General features: G+C 34.3%; 14 protein-coding genes. 6 read left to right on the top strand and 8 right to left on the bottom strand.

Annotated elements, in window-relative coordinates:
- Positions 1–38: 38 nt before the first annotated feature.
- The 6 genes from pyrB to CPHY_RS14160 form a co-directional block, all read right to left on the bottom strand.
- Positions 39–962, bottom strand: a complete 924-nt coding sequence (pyrB, locus tag CPHY_RS14185) for an aspartate carbamoyltransferase (RefSeq protein WP_012200761.1) — start codon at positions 960–962, stop codon at positions 39–41.
- A gap of 146 nt (positions 963–1108) precedes the next feature.
- On the bottom strand, positions 1109–1516 hold the full coding sequence (locus CPHY_RS14180) for a hypothetical protein (protein WP_012200760.1): 408 nt from the start codon (positions 1514–1516) through the stop codon (positions 1109–1111).
- A gap of 38 nt (positions 1517–1554) precedes the next feature.
- Positions 1555–2142, bottom strand: a complete 588-nt coding sequence (locus tag CPHY_RS22685) for a carbohydrate ABC transporter permease (protein WP_408611089.1) — start codon at positions 2140–2142, stop codon at positions 1555–1557.
- 1432 nt (positions 2143–3574) lie between these two features.
- Positions 3575–4108: a hypothetical protein gene (locus CPHY_RS14170; RefSeq protein WP_012200759.1), complete on the bottom strand. Its 534-nt coding sequence runs from the start codon at positions 4106–4108 to the stop codon at positions 3575–3577.
- A gap of 56 nt (positions 4109–4164) precedes the next feature.
- Entirely contained in the window at positions 4165–4701 is a 537-nt protein-coding gene (locus tag CPHY_RS14165; RefSeq protein ID WP_012200758.1) for a DUF5050 domain-containing protein, read from the bottom strand.
- Between the two features lie 65 nt (positions 4702–4766).
- Complete coding sequence (locus tag CPHY_RS14160) at positions 4767–5123, bottom strand: hypothetical protein (protein ID WP_012200757.1); 357 nt, start codon at positions 5121–5123, stop codon at positions 4767–4769.
- A 531-nt stretch (positions 5124–5654) separates the two neighbouring features.
- On the opposite strand from CPHY_RS14160, the gene CPHY_RS14155 reads away from it, so the two are divergent.
- Positions 5655–6443 (top strand): hypothetical protein, encoded by a 789-nt coding sequence (locus CPHY_RS14155; RefSeq protein WP_012200756.1) that lies wholly within the window; start codon positions 5655–5657, stop codon positions 6441–6443.
- Positions 6444–6642: 199 nt separating this feature from the next.
- Here the strand turns inward: CPHY_RS14155 and uxaC are convergent, their stop codons facing one another.
- Both uxaC and CPHY_RS14145 read right to left on the bottom strand, forming a co-directional pair.
- The gene (uxaC, locus tag CPHY_RS14150; RefSeq protein ID WP_012200755.1) at positions 6643–8043 is read right to left on the bottom strand and encodes a glucuronate isomerase; all 1401 of its coding nucleotides are present in this window, start codon (positions 8041–8043) and stop codon (positions 6643–6645) included.
- A 71-nt stretch (positions 8044–8114) separates the two neighbouring features.
- Positions 8115–9116, bottom strand: a complete 1002-nt coding sequence (locus tag CPHY_RS14145) for a LacI family DNA-binding transcriptional regulator (protein WP_012200754.1) — start codon at positions 9114–9116, stop codon at positions 8115–8117.
- A 517-nt stretch (positions 9117–9633) separates the two neighbouring features.
- On the opposite strand from CPHY_RS14145, the gene CPHY_RS14140 reads away from it, so the two are divergent.
- From CPHY_RS14140 to CPHY_RS14120, 5 genes are all read left to right on the top strand, one after another.
- Complete coding sequence (locus CPHY_RS14140) at positions 9634–11091, top strand: tagaturonate reductase (protein WP_012200753.1); 1458 nt, start codon at positions 9634–9636, stop codon at positions 11089–11091.
- Between the two features lie 89 nt (positions 11092–11180).
- The gene (locus tag CPHY_RS14135) at positions 11181–12662 is read left to right on the top strand and encodes a UxaA family hydrolase (protein ID WP_012200752.1); all 1482 of its coding nucleotides are present in this window, start codon (positions 11181–11183) and stop codon (positions 12660–12662) included.
- Positions 12663–12947: 285 nt separating this feature from the next.
- A complete protein-coding gene (locus CPHY_RS14130; protein ID WP_012200751.1) occupies positions 12948–13979 on the top strand; it encodes a sugar kinase in 1032 nt (343 codons plus the stop codon).
- A gap of 290 nt (positions 13980–14269) precedes the next feature.
- Positions 14270–15100, top strand: a complete 831-nt coding sequence (kduI, locus tag CPHY_RS14125) for a 5-dehydro-4-deoxy-D-glucuronate isomerase (RefSeq protein ID WP_012200750.1) — start codon at positions 14270–14272, stop codon at positions 15098–15100.
- Between the two features lie 129 nt (positions 15101–15229).
- On the top strand, positions 15230–16114 hold the full coding sequence (locus CPHY_RS14120; protein WP_012200749.1) for a glycoside hydrolase family 88 protein: 885 nt from the start codon (positions 15230–15232) through the stop codon (positions 16112–16114).
- Positions 16115–16166: the final 52 nt, after the last annotated feature.

Genomic DNA, 16166 nt, shown 5'->3' with positions numbered 1-16166 from the left:
ATGTTAACTTATTTATTTCTAATATAAGCATTACAATTCTATTCTTGCGGTACTACATTAAGTAAGAGCATAATTAATGCCATACGAGCGTAAACTCCAAATTCAGCTTGTTTAAAGTAAACTGCGCGTGGATCGTTATCGATCTCAGTAGCAATTTCATTGACACGTGGTAGTGGATGAAGTACTAGCATATCTTCTTTTGCACCTTCCATTTTCTTTGCATCTAAGATAAAGCTGTCTTTTAAACGAATGTAATCTTCTTCATTGAAGAAACGTTCTTTCTGTACTCTTGTCATGTAGAGAATATCAAGTTCTGGCATCACAGCTTCAAGATTTTTCACTTCTTCATATGGTATATTTCCACGATCGAGAACTTCTTCTCTCAAATAAGCAGGAATCTTTAATTCTTCTGGTGAAATCAACACAAATTTTATCCCCTCATAACGAACCATTGCATTAATCAAGGAATGCACAGTACGACCGAATTTTAAGTCACCACAAAAACCGATGGTTAAATTATCTAAGCGGCCTTTTAAATTTTTAATTGTTAATAAATCAGTGAGTGTTTGGGTCGGATGATTATGACCACCGTCACCGGCATTGATTACCGGAATAGAAGAATAAGTAGAAGCGACTAACGGAGCACCCTCTTTTGGATGACGCATCGCACAGATATCAGCATAACTAGAAATAACACGAATTGTATCAGCAACACTTTCGCCTTTCGCAGCGGAGGAGGAATCAGCGGAAGAAAATCCTAAGACACTACCTCCAAGGTTAAGCATCGCAGCCTCAAAGCTAAGTCTTGTTCTTGTACTTGGTTCATAGAAGAGAGTAGCAAGTTTTTTCCCTTGGCAACATTCGGAATACTGTTTCGGATCAACGATGATTTTTTCAGCTAAATTAAGAACATCCGATAACTCCGAAAGCGATAAATCTAATGGACTGATAATATGTTTCATAGGCACCTCCAATGTTTTTTCAACTACACATTGTACTATATTCACTTCTTAAATACAAGAAGTTTTTAGAATTTATCAGTGCAATTATATTTTAGAATTCATGGGTTAAGTTATAGAATTCATGGGTGTAGCAACATTTTATTCCTTCATTCAATAAAAACTTCTGCACCATCAAAAAGTTCTTTATTTGTTTCAATAACGATTCTATCACTGGTAATCAAGCCTGATTTAACTTCATAATATCCATTGTAAAAATCGCCTAATTCAATAGAAACCTCACGAACAAAATATCTTTGTGTCCCGTTCTTTTCTGCCTCGTACAATAAGAAAATTTGTTTGTTAGCATATTTCTCATTTAATGCGATCTTTTGTTGCATAGAAGAGCGTGTTTCTCCATTCACATAATCAAATGGGAAAGTCTCTCTTGTTAGCTTTTCTACCCGAACATGCGGAATCATCTTTTCATGAACAGCCGGTGTGAAAACGGTTAATATTGTCATCGCGATAAAAAATAAGCAGCTAAATATTATAGGGAAAATTCTCTTTTCACTCATACAAATCACCCAATTTCAGTCCTTTTTCAAGACTGTCCTTAAAAAATGTGTACAGTATTAAAATTGGTATTATAAAAATTGACTACAATTACAAAGACAAGAACAGAAGTAAGTACAGCACTCGTTGCTAGGCTTTGGTAGTCGAGCTTTAAGAAATTATTGTTCATATAATATTGGAGCGTGTAACTGTGGTTTGGAGGGTAATTTGTGCTAAAAAACAGATAGCTTTCTTTGAAAACCTTAAAGCTGTTCACAATGGATAAAAGTATAGTAAAAAAAATTGTCGGTGCAATCATGGGGATGGTTATCTTTATGTGAAGCTTGAGGGTATTTGTACCGTCAAGTCTAGCTGCTTCATAAATAGAACTGCCAATAGAAGTAAAAGCAGCAGTCAGAAGTATAATGCAAATTCCTATGTTTTTCCATATGAAAAGTAGATATATCGGAAACGGAGTTGCAGTATTTGTAAAAACTGTTCGCCAGATCAAAACAATACTTGCTGTTGGGATTAACATTGGTAGAATAAACGCAGTTCTTGTAGATTTTACAAGTCTTATCCCATAGGAAAGCACAAGCGATATGGCAATTGACAGTATTGTTAAAATAGGTACGCAAAGAAGAATCATCAGCATACTGTTTTTTAGTGCTAACTGAAAATATTCGTTTAATATTTAAATCTCTACATAAATCCTTATTAAATACAACACAGGGTACTTGCATATAAATCGGAAGCATCCAGATCTCACCATTTTTATTTATCGCTACTTCCTTTAGAGCAGGAAAACATGCATTAATATATTCCTGTACTCCTTCGATGTTATTTAATGGGTAAAAAGAGCCCTTATCCCGTAGATTTGCAGCAAAATCTTGATTAGTGTAGGCATAGGAAATATCATAGCTTTTATCAAGTGATAAAACTGTGAGTGCAAATTCATCATACTTCAGTTGCTTAAAATCTAATTGATATCCATAAGAGGGTGACATTGATGTAACAAATTCTGAGGATATTATATGGATAGGATTTATGTTACTAAAATCCAAGTTGCCCGAAATATCAACTTTTGTTATTTTATTTTGATCGATATAATAAAATACACCGTTTTTATATTTTGATTTTTTTAATATAAAATCATTCGTTGGTAATTCAATAACCCCGTTTGTCTTCAGCGAGCCAATCGTAATACTTTGTGTAGGGTTAACAGAGGAAGTAAAGATATAGGCATCTTTATCACATGCTGTTAGACACATTAAAGGATATTCCTTATATATTCTGCTAGATTCCGATTTATTCACTGGATCATAGGTGGTAAAATAAAATCCCCTACCTTCTTCGTATCCGTAAATTAATAGTTTATTATCGGGTGTTTTTGATAGTATGGTTGGACGTTCAAACAAAATCAATTCATATGACATCGTATCAAGATTTAATGACATTAATTCTTCGCCACATGGTTCATAATAATCGTTTGACTGAAATCTATCACTCTCTTTTTTTTGAAGATTTGTACCGATGATATAGAGATAATTATCAATCTTCTCCATTGAAATAATATTTGAGAGATTATCAAACTCAAAAATTATCTCGGTATTCTCTTCTCCGAAATTATATCTACAAAGTGTTATAGCTTCTTTATTATCCGGATTAAATTTGCGTGCAGTATACAATATTGAATTATCACTGTAAATTATATTATTTGGTATAAGTTCTTCATTAAATAAATAGGAGGCTGATGTATTCCCATCCGAATCAAGAATATAAAGGGTTGTTTTTTTAATAGGTTTGCTTAAAGTTTTTATGTACTCATTATCCTTGGTAACGATATAATTTCCCTCTTCCAGTTGTTCCACTTCATATTCGCCTGTTTCGGCTGTAACGCAGTAATAAATATTCCCGTTATCATCTACATCGAAAGAATTAATATCGGTCTTTGAATTTACAACTGCATTCATTTCCGGAATTAACTCTGAAGTGCTATCAGAATGAGTATCTCTGTTTTTATGTTCGCACCCAGAAAGTAAAAGGAGAAGAAGGATAATATATAAGACTATCTTCTTCATCTAGATCTCCTCCATATCAAAGGTAAGTTCATCTTCATGAAAAATGATTTTGACAATTTTAATTTCTGTTTTCCGATTAGTGTATTCCTTCCTTAAGGCGTAAAGATTTTTAGTATCGGTATATAGTCGCAAAAAGTCATAGGTTTTCTGATTACTTGGTATATACGTAATAAGTTTCTCGTTTTTATCCTCATATCTACTAATAACAGGTGAGTAAAAGCAGAAATATATTTCATCATCTAGGATGGTATAATCAAGAATTTGTGGTTTGGCTGTGCTGACAGCAAATAGGGAAGAAAATGCATTCTTGGAAATTTGTTCGTTCGCCTCATCCAAAGTTGAAGTATTGAAAGTAATATGGGATCCATCCTTTAAATCTAGTGCCTCAAAAGTTTTAAAATTTCTGTAGAGAACATTATTATAAACACAAGCAGTAGCTAACCCGAATTCACTTAATTCAAAATCTGTTTTATGAGAGGTATTTATATTGATTAATCCTGTTGCTGTTACTTCATAATCTTTATAATATAGCATAGTACCTTCATTTTTTTGAGTCTTTTTCTCTTCTATATTTGTTACAAAAGAGGAAATTACACTTGATGTATTTTTATTAATCTCCGAACTGTTGGTTTCTTGTAATACTCTTTCGAAATAATAAATATATCATTTATGACACGCATTAATATAGCATTAACATCAAGAAACAATTCTAAATCTTTTGATTCTAAGTCAAATTCGTAGATTGGTCCGCCCACCTCCAAACCTGTTAGTTCATCCAAGGAAACATTAGGTGAAATAAAATATAAATTATTATTGTAAAAGTTGATATTTGTACATTTTTTTTCAACCAGTATGGTTTTTACGCCGTTGGAAAGTTTGTATAAATATCCATTATCCTCAAAATTAGTGTAATAAATATCGCCGGTTTCTTCACTGTAACAGAAAAAATCGCAGCTTGTTACAATAGTTTTTGCATTGATTGGTAAATTACCATAGGTTAAGTCTTTTGCATCTGCATTGATCCCTAAAAAGTGAACGGGTTTATTATCGTATTTTACTGAGCATCCACTTAGTAGGTTAAGAACAATGAAGATATGTAAAACACTGATCAGTATTTTATATTTCATAATAAGAACCTACCTTTTCTTTTAATTTAGTTACTTCGGAATGACGAATCATCATTCCAAAGTAACTAAGTAACTAAATTAACATTATTGAGCATGAATAGTATCATGTGCAGTATACGTTCCTGTCGTACTACCACTTGGATTCCACAGATGCGGCACTTATATAAATAAAGTGCTACATATTCAATTATATTGCATGTTCCTTTACGTACATCAATTATGTTCCCTTTATTGTCATATACATAACCATAAACATATTCATGTGAACTAACTATTCCATTAGAGCCGATAGTTCTATCAAAAACTTTTACGAATTCATGCGGTGGACAAGATGCCATTGCTTCTGATACTGTAGTTGCTGATACCGTAGTTGGCAATAACATTGCTATTACCATTGTAATAACTGCAATTTTCTTTATCATATTTATTTTATAATTAACACGATTAAAATTGTATTGCATTAAGAATAGTAAAAAATTTACAGATTGTATTATTTTAAATTTAACATACATTATTTACCAAAGAATATCAATGATAACATGATTAATTCTAGAGTAAACGTATAGGGTAAATATATAGAAACAGAAATTATATAATTTTTGTCATATTTTTTTCATGTGAAAGATTGTTACAAAAGAAAGTATTTAAATATGATAGAAAGTTTAAGAAACGATAGAAACATATAGAATGTCTCTGTTAGATGTCTTTTTATACAAATCAGGTATTAGTAGGGCATCGATACAGACTTTAAGTGACATATTGTTTCTTTAGATGGGCGATATGAAATGGTCTTGGAGCCTTTGCTTAAAGCAAGATCAGAACATTTTTTGGGGTTTAAAGGCGCCCACTCTGTTTGTAATGGTATTATAGAGAATGGAATGCTGAAAACAGAGGCTTGAAGATTTGCTCATTGTGTATATAATAAATATATACTGAACTATAAGGAGGCTATTATGCTAAAAATTGAGATAATAAATGGAGAAGCCATAAAACAGAGTGAAGAAAAAGTAAATGAGGTTCATTTAGTATATAATACCGAATATACGGAAGGTGATGCCATAAGAATTACGGTAGACAAGCCTAATGGTTTTTATATGATTCAATTAGATGATGCAATAAGAGAAAACTTAGTTTATTTAACAGACAATACATTTACTTATGAAGTACCTTTTGGAGAAAAGAAAATTTGTCATTCTCCAAAGAGTTTTTATGGTAATTGCCATGTTCTTTTTGTGAGATATGCAACCACAGAGGAAATTGCACAGTACAGAAATTTATGCCTTAACAAGTACGATATTAACTACATAGAATCTACTTGTTATCCTCATGCCAATGCCAATGTAGAAACCAGAGGAGAATCTGTATTTGCAGCAAAAAATGCGATTAACGGAAATCGTGCCAACGCTTCCCACGGAGCATGGCCTTTTGAGTCATGGGGAATCAACCGTGATGATAACGCTAAGATAAAGGTGGATTTTGGAAGGGATGTACTAGCAGATAAATTAGTTATGTATACGAGAGCGGATTTCCCTCATGACAATTGGTGGGTTCAAGTTACGGTGACATTTTCTGATGAAAGTCAAATTGTTTGGGATTTAGAAAAAAGCGATAGTGCCCATGTTCTTAATTTTGACAAAAAGGTAATCAGATGGGTAGAGCTTAGCAAATTAATTAAGGCTGACGATCCGTCCCCATTCCCTGCTTTAACTCAATTAGAAGTATATGGAGTGGAAGCAGTTTAGTAAATTATAAGATATAGGACTTTTAAGGATCTCCATGAGGTGGTTACCATGGGGAAATTCATCGGAACCTTTACTACAGTGCGAGTTGTAGAAACGATAGAAAACAAAGAAAATACATCTGCTTCCATTAGTAACGGAAAGCAGATGTATTTTTTATCTGTATAGAATAATACTCATTTGTTATCTATCAATGTTTTAATTAGAAACCAAAGTATCTCTTTGTATTATAGTAGGAGATATCTTGAACCATCTGGCCAAGGAACTCGATATCGTTAGGATACTCACCATTTTCAACCCAGTTTCCGATTAATTCACAGAGAATTCTTCTAAAGTACTCATGACGAGTATAAGATAAGAAGCTTCTGGAGTCAGTTAACATACCTACAAAGTTTGCGAGTAGACCTAAGTTAGCTAATGATGTCATCTGATCAATCATACCAGTCTTATTATCATTAAACCACCAAGCAGAACCCTGCTGAATCTTACCTACAGCAGTAGAGTCCTGGAAACAACCAAGTACGGTACCGATCGCTGCATTATCTGTAGGATTTAAGGAGTAAATGATTGTCTTTGGTAATTCATCAGAAGAATTTAATGCATTTAAGAAGTTTGCTAATTCCGCAGAGGAACCTTCTGTGTTAATACAATCAAAACCAGTATCTGCACCTAACTGATTAAAACGGAATACGTTATTATCACGTTTTGTACCATAATGTAACTGCATAACCCAACCAAGACGGTTATATTCTCTTCCTACGGATACCATGAATGCAGTCTTAAATTGTAATTCTTCCATTTCTGAGATAGTACCACCAGCTAATCTCTTAGCAAAGATTGCTTCGATTTCTTCTTCTGTTGCTGGCTTATACATTACATAGCTAAGAGCGTGGTCAGAAACTTTACATCCCATAGAGTTAAAGAACTCAAGACGTACCTTAAGAGCCTCCATTAAACCAGCAAAGCTTGCAATTTTTACACCGCTTACGGATTCTAATTTCGCTAAGTAATCAAGATAATCTGGCTTCTCTAAATTCATAGCCTTATCTGGTCTCCAAGCTGGTAAAACCTTAACATCAAAAGTAGAATCTTTCGCAATTGCTTTATGCCACTCAAGGGAATCAATAGGATCATCTGTAGTACAGATGGTATCTACATTAGATTCTTTAATTAATCCACGTACACTCATCTCTGGCTGGCTTAACTTTTCATTACAAAGCTTAAATACTTCTTCTGATGTCTTTGCACTTAATGTACCGTAGTAATCAAAGTATCTTTGTAATTCAAGGTGACTCCAGTGATAAAGTGGGTTACCAATTGCCTTTTGAAGAGTCTCGGCCCATTTTTCAAATTTTTCGATATCACTAGCATCACCTGTGATATATTTTTCATCGATTCCATTAGATCTCATTTGACGCCATTTGTAGTGGTCGCCACCTAACCAAACCTGTGTAATTGTATCAAAACTGCGATCTTTCGCAATTTCTTCTGGATTAATGTGACAATGGTAATCAATGATTGGCACCTGCGCAGCATAATCATGATATAAAGTTTTGGCAGTTTCTGTTGATAATAAGAAATCCTTGTCCATAAATGGTTTCATAGTAGTCCTCCTTGAGTTTGTTGTTTTATGATAAAAAAACCATTGATCGATGTAATAACAAACTATTAGTTTTAAAAATTCGTTGTTTTGCGTACGATCAAATCGTTTGATATCGTCGTTTTATTTGGTACATCATTTCCATTTAATACACGCATTAAGGTTGATATTGTACTGATACACAGAGTTTCGACGTGATTATCAATGGAGGTTAATTCAGGATCACAGCAGGTCGTTAATAAGGAATTGTTATAACCGATAATGCTCACATCCTGTGGTATCTGTCTTCCAGAATCTTTTATAAACTTAATTGTCCCAATAGCAAGTAAATCTTCAGCAGTTACAACAGCATCGTAATTTAAGCCTTGTTTTACCAAGGAATTTAATAAATTTTTCGTGTCTGCTAAATTATTAGGACACATCTGCATTAAATTTTCATCGAGTGGTAGCTCATGCGCAGCAAGAGCAGCTTTATAACCACTTAATTTTTGTAAACCGCTATATGATTTTGAATTATACAAATACAGAATCTCTTTTCTTCCCTGAGTAATAAGCTTACTAACTGCATCATACACTGCTTGATGGTCATCACACAAAGTACAATATATTCTTGGATGACTAAGATAGCCGTTAATTAACATAATAGGTACTTCGTCAGCTGCCTCCATAATATAAGCATTATCTTTTTTGTTCGCTTCCAGAAAGCTAGAACCTACCATAACAATAGCATCGACACGCTTAGAAAGTAAGAGTTTAAGATATTTCTGCTTTGTATGTAGTTCGTAACCAGTACAGCATAGGAATGAATCGTAACCATTTTTCCGTAGGTTTTGTTCTAAATGATAAACTGCATTAGCGAGAAATGTGTCAGAGGAATCGGAACACATAATCCCAATTGTCTTCATCGTATTTAAACCAAGGCCTCGGGCAAAAACATTCGGAGTATAACCAATCTCTTTCATAACATCAAGAACTTTTTGCTTTGTTTTCTCACTTACATTCGGGTTTCCATTGATTACACGGGAAACCGTGGCAATGGAGACGCCAGCTTTTTGTGAAACATCATAGATATTCATATGCGATTTGACTCCTCCTCGGGTTTTTTATCCTTCCCTCATAGAATTTCACATGCATCAAAATTTTCCGCCAAATAAGTACACTTTAAACTTATTGTTAACTTTTGGTGGATACTAGAGGCAATGTAAGTGCTTTTATTAGAGAAGTTATGTAAGCGCTTTTATATTTTCAATTGTAAGCGCTTACAGTTTAATCATATTATATGTTAAAATTCAACTCCTATTATACTATACCCCTAAAATACTGACAAGAGTAAATTGTTAAAAGTTTTTCTTATATTTTTAGTGAATTTACATAGATAAAAAAATTCGATGAAAAAGCATTGACAGACGACATAAATACAGGTAGAATTGGAGATGTAAACGCTTACATTAATGAACGAAAATTTTTCTAAATAATAAAATATTTTTGGAAAATACTATGTAAGAAATGTAAGTCTAGAAGTATATCGTCTTTTATCGGTTGGGGAAAACTCTTACGATAAACATATAAAATGACAATAAAGGAGAATCAGAAATGAACATTCTTAACAAATCAATTTCTAAAGCAAAAGATAGACCAGTTAAGGTTCTTCAGTTTGGAGAAGGTAATTTCCTTCGTGGGTTTGTGGATTACATGATCGATGTTGCAAATGAAAAGGAGGTTTTTGACGGTAGTGTAGTTGTTGTAAAACCAATCGCTTTTGGTAATCTTGACATGTTCCACGAGCAAGAGTGTCAGTACACACTATCCCTTCGTGGTAAGGAAGATGGACAGACTAAAGTTGAAAGTCGTATCGTTACATGTATTTCTGATGCAGTAGATGCAATTAATGAATTTGAGAAATATGAGTCATTTGCAAAGTGCGATACCTTACGTTTTATCGTTTCTAACACAACGGAAGCTGGTATTGTATATGATGAGACAGATGATTTTAACGCACTCCCTCCTAAGACATACCCAGGTAAACTTACTAAGTTTATGTTTGATCGTTTTACTTATTTTAATGGTGACGAGAGCAAGGGCCTTATCATCATTCCTTGTGAATTAATCGAAAATAATGGTCCTGAGTTAAAGAAGTGCGTACTTCAGTTTGCAAAGCTTTGGAATCTTTCTGATGAGTTTGTTGCATGGATTGAGAATGCTTGTATCTTCTGTTCTACACTTGTTGACCGTATTGTAACTGGTTACCCAAGAGAAGAAGCAGAAACTATGTGCAATGAGTTTGGTTACAAAGACAACTTAATCTGCACAGGTGAATTATTCGCTCTTTGGGTAATCGAGAGTGACAAAGATATTTCTAAGGAGTTACCACTTGATAAAGCTGGTCTTCCAGTTATATTTACTAATAATCAGAAACCATATAGAGAGAGAAAAGTTCGTATCTTAAATGGTGCTCATACTTCTTTCGTACTTGCATCCTTCCTTGCTGGAAATGATTTTGTAAAAGAGTCTATGGAAGATGATACAGTTCGTAAATTTATGATGAGTACAGTATTTGATGAAATTATTCCAACTCTTTCTTTACCAAAGGCTGAGTGTGAAGAATTCGCAAATGCAGTAATTGAACGTTTTGAAAATCCTTTCATTAAGCATGCATTATTATCAATTTCTTTAAATTCTGTATCTAAGTGGAAGTCACGTTGTATGCCAAGCTTAAAGGGATATGTTGAGAAGTTTAATACTCTTCCAAAGCACTTATGTTTCTCTCTAGCTGCATTAATGAGTTTCTATACAGGTTCTGAGATGAAAGATAATGCTTTAATCGGACATAGAGGAGAAGAAGAGTATACAATTTTAGATGATGCATTTGCTCTTGAATTCTTTGCTGCAAATAGCGGAAAATCTTCTAAGGAATATGCGAATGCTTACTTAAGCAATGAAAAATTCTTTGGACAAGACTTAACTAAGATCGAAGGTCTTGTAGATGCTGTTGCTTCCTATGTAGAGGATATTCGTACAAATGGTATGAGAAAGGCAATGGAAAATCTATAATCTAAGGACAAGTGAATTGCAAAACAATTCACTTTCCTAATTTGTGTTATCGCCCAAATTCTCAGGGTGGTGGCGGAAGGAGGATTTTTATGCAAGAATTCGTAAAAATAAATAGCAAAGATAATGTAGCAGTTGCCCTTAATGACTTAACCAAGGGAATGACCATAGAAGTTGATGGAGTAGCTGTTACGTTAGTCGAAGACATTCCTCGCGGACATAAATTCACTTTAGCTAACTTAAACGAAGGTGAGAATGTTTTAAAATACGGTTTCCCAATAGGTCATTTAACAAAAGCAGCAGAAATGGGATCATGGGTTCATACTCAGAATATAAAGACTAATTTAGGTGAATTATTAACTTATAGCTATGAACCAAATGTTAACCAGTTAAAGCCTCATGAAAAAGCTACTTTTATGGGATACAGAAGAGATAACGGTAAAGTTGGTATTCGTAATGAAGTATGGATTATTCCAACCGTAGGCTGTGTAAATAAAATTGCAGAAGCGATGGAAAAACAGTTTAAAGAAAAACTTACTGGTAGTGTTGAAGATATTATTGCATTCCCACATCCATATGGTTGTTCACAGATGGGTGATGATCAGGAAAATACAAGAATCATCTTATCTGATTTAATCAACCATCCGAATGCAGCTGCAGTGTTAGTGCTTGGTCTTGGATGTGAGAATACTAATATCGCTGAACTAAAGAAGTACATTGGGGAATACGATGAAGACAGAATTAAATTCCTACAATGTCAAGATGTAGAGGACGAGATGGAAGTTGCAGAAGAGCTTATCGAACAGTTAATATCTTATGCAGCAAAGTTTGAACGTGAGCCAATCAGTGCAGATGAATTAGTGATTGGTATGAAGTGCGGTGGTTCCGATGGTATGTCTGGTATTACTGCAAATCCAACCGTAGGTGTTTTCTCTGATCTCTTAATATCTCAGGGTGGAACAACAGTATTAACCGAAGTTCCAGAGATGTTTGGTGCAGAAACCCTTCTAATGGCTCGTTGTGAGAACGAAGAATTGTTTGATAAAACAGTTGATATGATCAATGATTTTAAAAACTATTTCAAGAGTCATAATCAAACAATTTACGAAAATCCTAGTCCTGGTAACAAAAAAGGTGGTATCTCAACATTAGAAGATAAGTCCTTAGGATGTACTCAAAAGTCTGGTTCTGCTCCTGTTAAGGATGTCTTAAAATATGGTGAAATTGTTAAGACAAAGGGATTAAACTTATTAAGTGCTCCTGGTAATGACTTAGTTGCTTCTACTGCACTAGCAGCATCTGGTGCACATATGGTACTCTTTACAACTGGTAGAGGAACACCATTTGCTTCTCCAGTACCAACCATGAAGATATCTACCAATACACCATTAGCAATGAAGAAAAATAATTGGATTGACTTTAACTGCGGTACTTTAGTAGAAGGTAAAACACTTGACATCTTAGGAGAAGAGTTGTTCCAATACGTTCTTGCAGTTGCTTCTGGTAAGAAAGTGAAGTCCGAAGAAGCAGGATTTCATGATATGGCTATTTTCAAGTCAGGTGTAACACTTTAGAAAATAGTATATATTTACACGTAGTTTTTTTAGAAAATAGTATATATTTACACGTGGTTTTACTACTAAAGATGTGGTAAAATTATAAAGTATTAATGGCTCAATTTACAATTAACTTATTGGTTAATTGTTTGAGAACTCTAGGAAAGTTATTAAAATGAAAAGAAACTTTTCCTAGAGAGGTTGCACTTACCTTCTGTTGAGGTTACAATAGATAGCGTAAGTAGCAATGCGCGGTGTTTGCGCAGATAGAGAAACTATTGAAGATAAAGGAGATATAAAACAATGGCAAAAGTAGTAACAATGGGCGAAATTATGTTAAGATTATCCACTCCAGGATTTGAGAAATTTATTCAGGCAGACAATTTTGATGTTTGCTACGGTGGTGGAGAAGCTAACGTTGCAGTTTCTTTAGCAAATTACGGACATGATGCTTCTTTCGTAACTAAGGTTCCAAAGAACGAGATCGGTGATTGTGCAGTAGCAGCTTTAAATAAAATGGGTGTAGATACAAAGAACGTAGCACACGGTGGAGACAGACTTGGTATCTATTTCCTTGAGACAGGTGCCGCTATGAGAGCATCCAAGGTAGTTTATGATCGTGCACACTCTGCAATTGCAGAAGCTGAAATTTCTGATTTCGATTTTGATAAAATTTTCGAAGGCGCTGACTGGTTCCACTTTACAGGTATTACTCCAGCGGTATCCGATAAGGCAGCTGAGGTAACTGAGGCAGCTCTTAAGGCAGCAAAAGCTAAGGGAATCACAGTTTCCGTTGACTTGAACTTCCGTAAAAAGTTATGGTCCTCTGAGAAGGCTCAGAAGGTTATGACAAACTTAATGCAATATGTAGATGTATGTATCGGTAATGAAGAAGATGCTGAAAAGGTTCTTGGATTCAAACCAGGTAACACAGACGTTACTAGCGGTGACTTAGAGTTAGCTGGATACGAAGATATCTTCAAGCAGATGGTTGCTAAGTTTAACTTTAAGTATGTAGTATCTTCCTTAAGAGAAAGCTACTCTGCATCCGATAATGGTTGGTCTGCTTGTATTTACAATGGTGAGACAAGTGAGTTCTATCATTCAAGAAAATATAGAGTAACTCCAATTGTTGATCGTGTAGGTGGTGGTGACTCTTTCGCAGCTGGTGTAATCTGTGGTCTTGTTGATGGTAAAGACTTTAAGTCTGCTCTTGAATTTGGTGTTGCAGCTTCTGCATTAAAGCACACAATTCCTGGAGATTTCAACCTTGTAACTCGTCCAGAAGTTGACGCTTTAGTAGGCGGAGATGGTTCAGGTCGTGTTCAGAGATAATTAAAATAATCTAATAGCTATGGGTATTGTGTCAATAAGAACAATACCCATATGTGATATTCAGAAAAAAATGTTTTTTTACTATAAAACTGGGTAATTAGGATTCTTCTTTTACAAAGGAACGATGAAATTATTCAACCATTCTATGGCAAATCTATTACATACTGATTTGCATTTTGAAAAAATGATAAATATGCAAGTTTAATCTAGCGCTGTAGTTATAAACCTGCATAGGAAAGCGATTATTCGCTCAAATATTTTAGAGAGACAGCGCAGAAAGAAGGTAAACTATGGAACTTAGAACAGCAGCATCTCCAAAGGATGTAAAACATTACACAACAGATCGTCTTCGCGAAGAATTTTTAATTGATGATTTATTTAAAGTAAATGAAATTAAACTTGTTTACAGTCACATTGACCGTATTATTACAGGTTCCGCTGTACCAGTTAATCAGGAGTTAAAATTAACCGCTGGTGATGAATTACGTGCAGAATATTTCCTTCAAAGAAGAGAGATGGGAATCATTAATATCGGTGGAAAAGGTACTATTACAATCGATGGTACCGTATATGAGTTAGAGTATAAAGATGGTATGTACATTGGTATGGGAGCAAAAGATATTTCTTTTGCAAGTGTGGATGCAACAAATCCTGCAAAATTCTATATCAACAGCGCACCAGCTCATACTTCTTATCCAACCGTATTAATTAAACCAGAAAATTGTGTTAATGTGGAACTTGGATCCTTAGAAGGCTCCAATCACCGTGTTATCTGTAAGTACATTCTTCCAGGTCAGGTAGAGAGTTGTCAGCTTGTAATGGGTATGACACAGTTAAAGCCGGGTAGTGTATGGAATACAATGCCTTGCCACACTCATGATCGTAGAATGGAAGTTTATTTATATTTTGATATGCAAGAAAATGATATGGTATTCCATTACATGGGTGAGCCAACAGAAACAAGACATATCATTATGAGAAACGAGCAAGCTGTTATTTCTCCAAGCTGGTCTATCCATTCTGGTTGTGGTACAAAAGCCTATACCTTTATCTGGGGTATGGTTGGTGAAAATCAAGATTTCGATGACATGGATGCTTGTGATTTGAAAGACTTAAGATAAGACGAATACAATATTCTTTGTAACGCCTGCGGTTTTAGGCAGTTGTCTATAATCGCAGGCACTTTTTTAGAAAAGTTTATGTGAACGAATCAGTTTGTCGATAAAAAGAGAAAGGTACCGGTAACACATATGAATTTGGATCAATTCTTTCAAGATTATTTAGTAGAGTTTCAAAGCGAGATTTGTGGTCTTAAGGGCTATGAAGTAAGCCTATTCCTACAAGGTTGTATGGGTATGTATCAAAAGACGAAGGAAGAGTGCTATATCGAAATCTTGAAAACATATGCAAAACTGCGAATTACAGAAGAAGGTATTCTTAAAGAAGATTTTAAGAATGACTGGAATTGTGAAAATTATAATCTAGGAATACTTCTTTTCTTCTTATGGAATCAAACAGGAGAAACTTGTTATGAAAAAGCACTAAAGGAGCTTGGCAGTACATTTTCTTCAAATTATCAAGGCAATCCTATGTTTGGTAAGGAAGATAAAAATTTATCAGAAATTTATATGGTTCAACCTTTTTATACCCTCTACGATACCATATATAATAAGAAAGAACATTACCTTGAAATTATGGAACAATTTCATGTCATCAATCAATTCCTGAATGATAGCAAAAAAGCTACTTTATTAGTAGATTGTTTTTCTGGAATGTCGGAAGAGATTTATGAACATTATTTTACATTATTAAATCTAACTAAAACAACGATAAAAGAGATACTAGCCCATGCTAAGGAACAAAAATTATTACTTGGTGATAACGAAGTAGAGAGTAGTGAAGCTGTAGAAAATACTATCTTTACTTCCTATGCTGTATTAAAAGCATGTCACTATAAGATATTGTTAGCAGAAAAATATGAAACAGTAGGAGCTAATCTTTTTCATGCTGCAATGGAGCAATTTGTTTCTCATCAAAAACAGACTGTAATGAAATCAGGACAAGGATTCATGGACAAGATCAAAATGATGGGTATCTTTATGATGGCGTATTCTTTTCTTTTGGAAATACGCTAATGTCGGAACCAAGGTTAGGTTGAAAAATAAAAACTATATTTCAACCTCATGA

Origin of the sequence: Lachnoclostridium phytofermentans ISDg (assembly GCF_000018685.1) — a bacterium.
Lineage (GTDB): Bacteria > Bacillota > Clostridia > Lachnospirales > Lachnospiraceae > Lachnoclostridium > Lachnoclostridium phytofermentans.
The sequence above is the reverse complement of the archived record's forward strand: the minus strand, read 5'-3'. Positions and strand labels throughout refer to the sequence as shown.

Coding starts and splice junctions, on each gene's coding strand:
- pyrB (WP_012200761.1), bottom strand. CDS start 962: ATGAAACATATTATCAGTCCATTAGATTTATCGCTTTCGGAGTTATCG.
- CPHY_RS14180 (WP_012200760.1), bottom strand. CDS start 1,516: ATGAGTGAAAAGAGAATTTTCCCTATAATATTTAGCTGCTTATTTTTT.
- CPHY_RS22685 (WP_408611089.1), bottom strand. CDS start 2,142: ATGATTCTTCTTTGCGTACCTATTTTAACAATACTGTCAATTGCCATA.
- CPHY_RS14170 (WP_012200759.1), bottom strand. CDS start 4,108: ATGCTATATTATAAAGATTATGAAGTAACAGCAACAGGATTAATCAAT.
- CPHY_RS14165 (WP_012200758.1), bottom strand. CDS start 4,701: ATGAAATATAAAATACTGATCAGTGTTTTACATATCTTCATTGTTCTT.
- CPHY_RS14160 (WP_012200757.1), bottom strand. CDS start 5,123: ATGATAAAGAAAATTGCAGTTATTACAATGGTAATAGCAATGTTATTG.
- CPHY_RS14155 (WP_012200756.1), top strand. CDS start 5,655: ATGCTAAAAATTGAGATAATAAATGGAGAAGCCATAAAACAGAGTGAA.
- uxaC (WP_012200755.1), bottom strand. CDS start 8,043: ATGAAACCATTTATGGACAAGGATTTCTTATTATCAACAGAAACTGCC.
- CPHY_RS14145 (WP_012200754.1), bottom strand. CDS start 9,116: ATGAATATCTATGATGTTTCACAAAAAGCTGGCGTCTCCATTGCCACG.
- CPHY_RS14140 (WP_012200753.1), top strand. CDS start 9,634: ATGAACATTCTTAACAAATCAATTTCTAAAGCAAAAGATAGACCAGTT.
- CPHY_RS14135 (WP_012200752.1), top strand. CDS start 11,181: ATGCAAGAATTCGTAAAAATAAATAGCAAAGATAATGTAGCAGTTGCC.
- CPHY_RS14130 (WP_012200751.1), top strand. CDS start 12,948: ATGGCAAAAGTAGTAACAATGGGCGAAATTATGTTAAGATTATCCACT.
- kduI (WP_012200750.1), top strand. CDS start 14,270: ATGGAACTTAGAACAGCAGCATCTCCAAAGGATGTAAAACATTACACA.
- CPHY_RS14120 (WP_012200749.1), top strand. CDS start 15,230: ATGAATTTGGATCAATTCTTTCAAGATTATTTAGTAGAGTTTCAAAGC.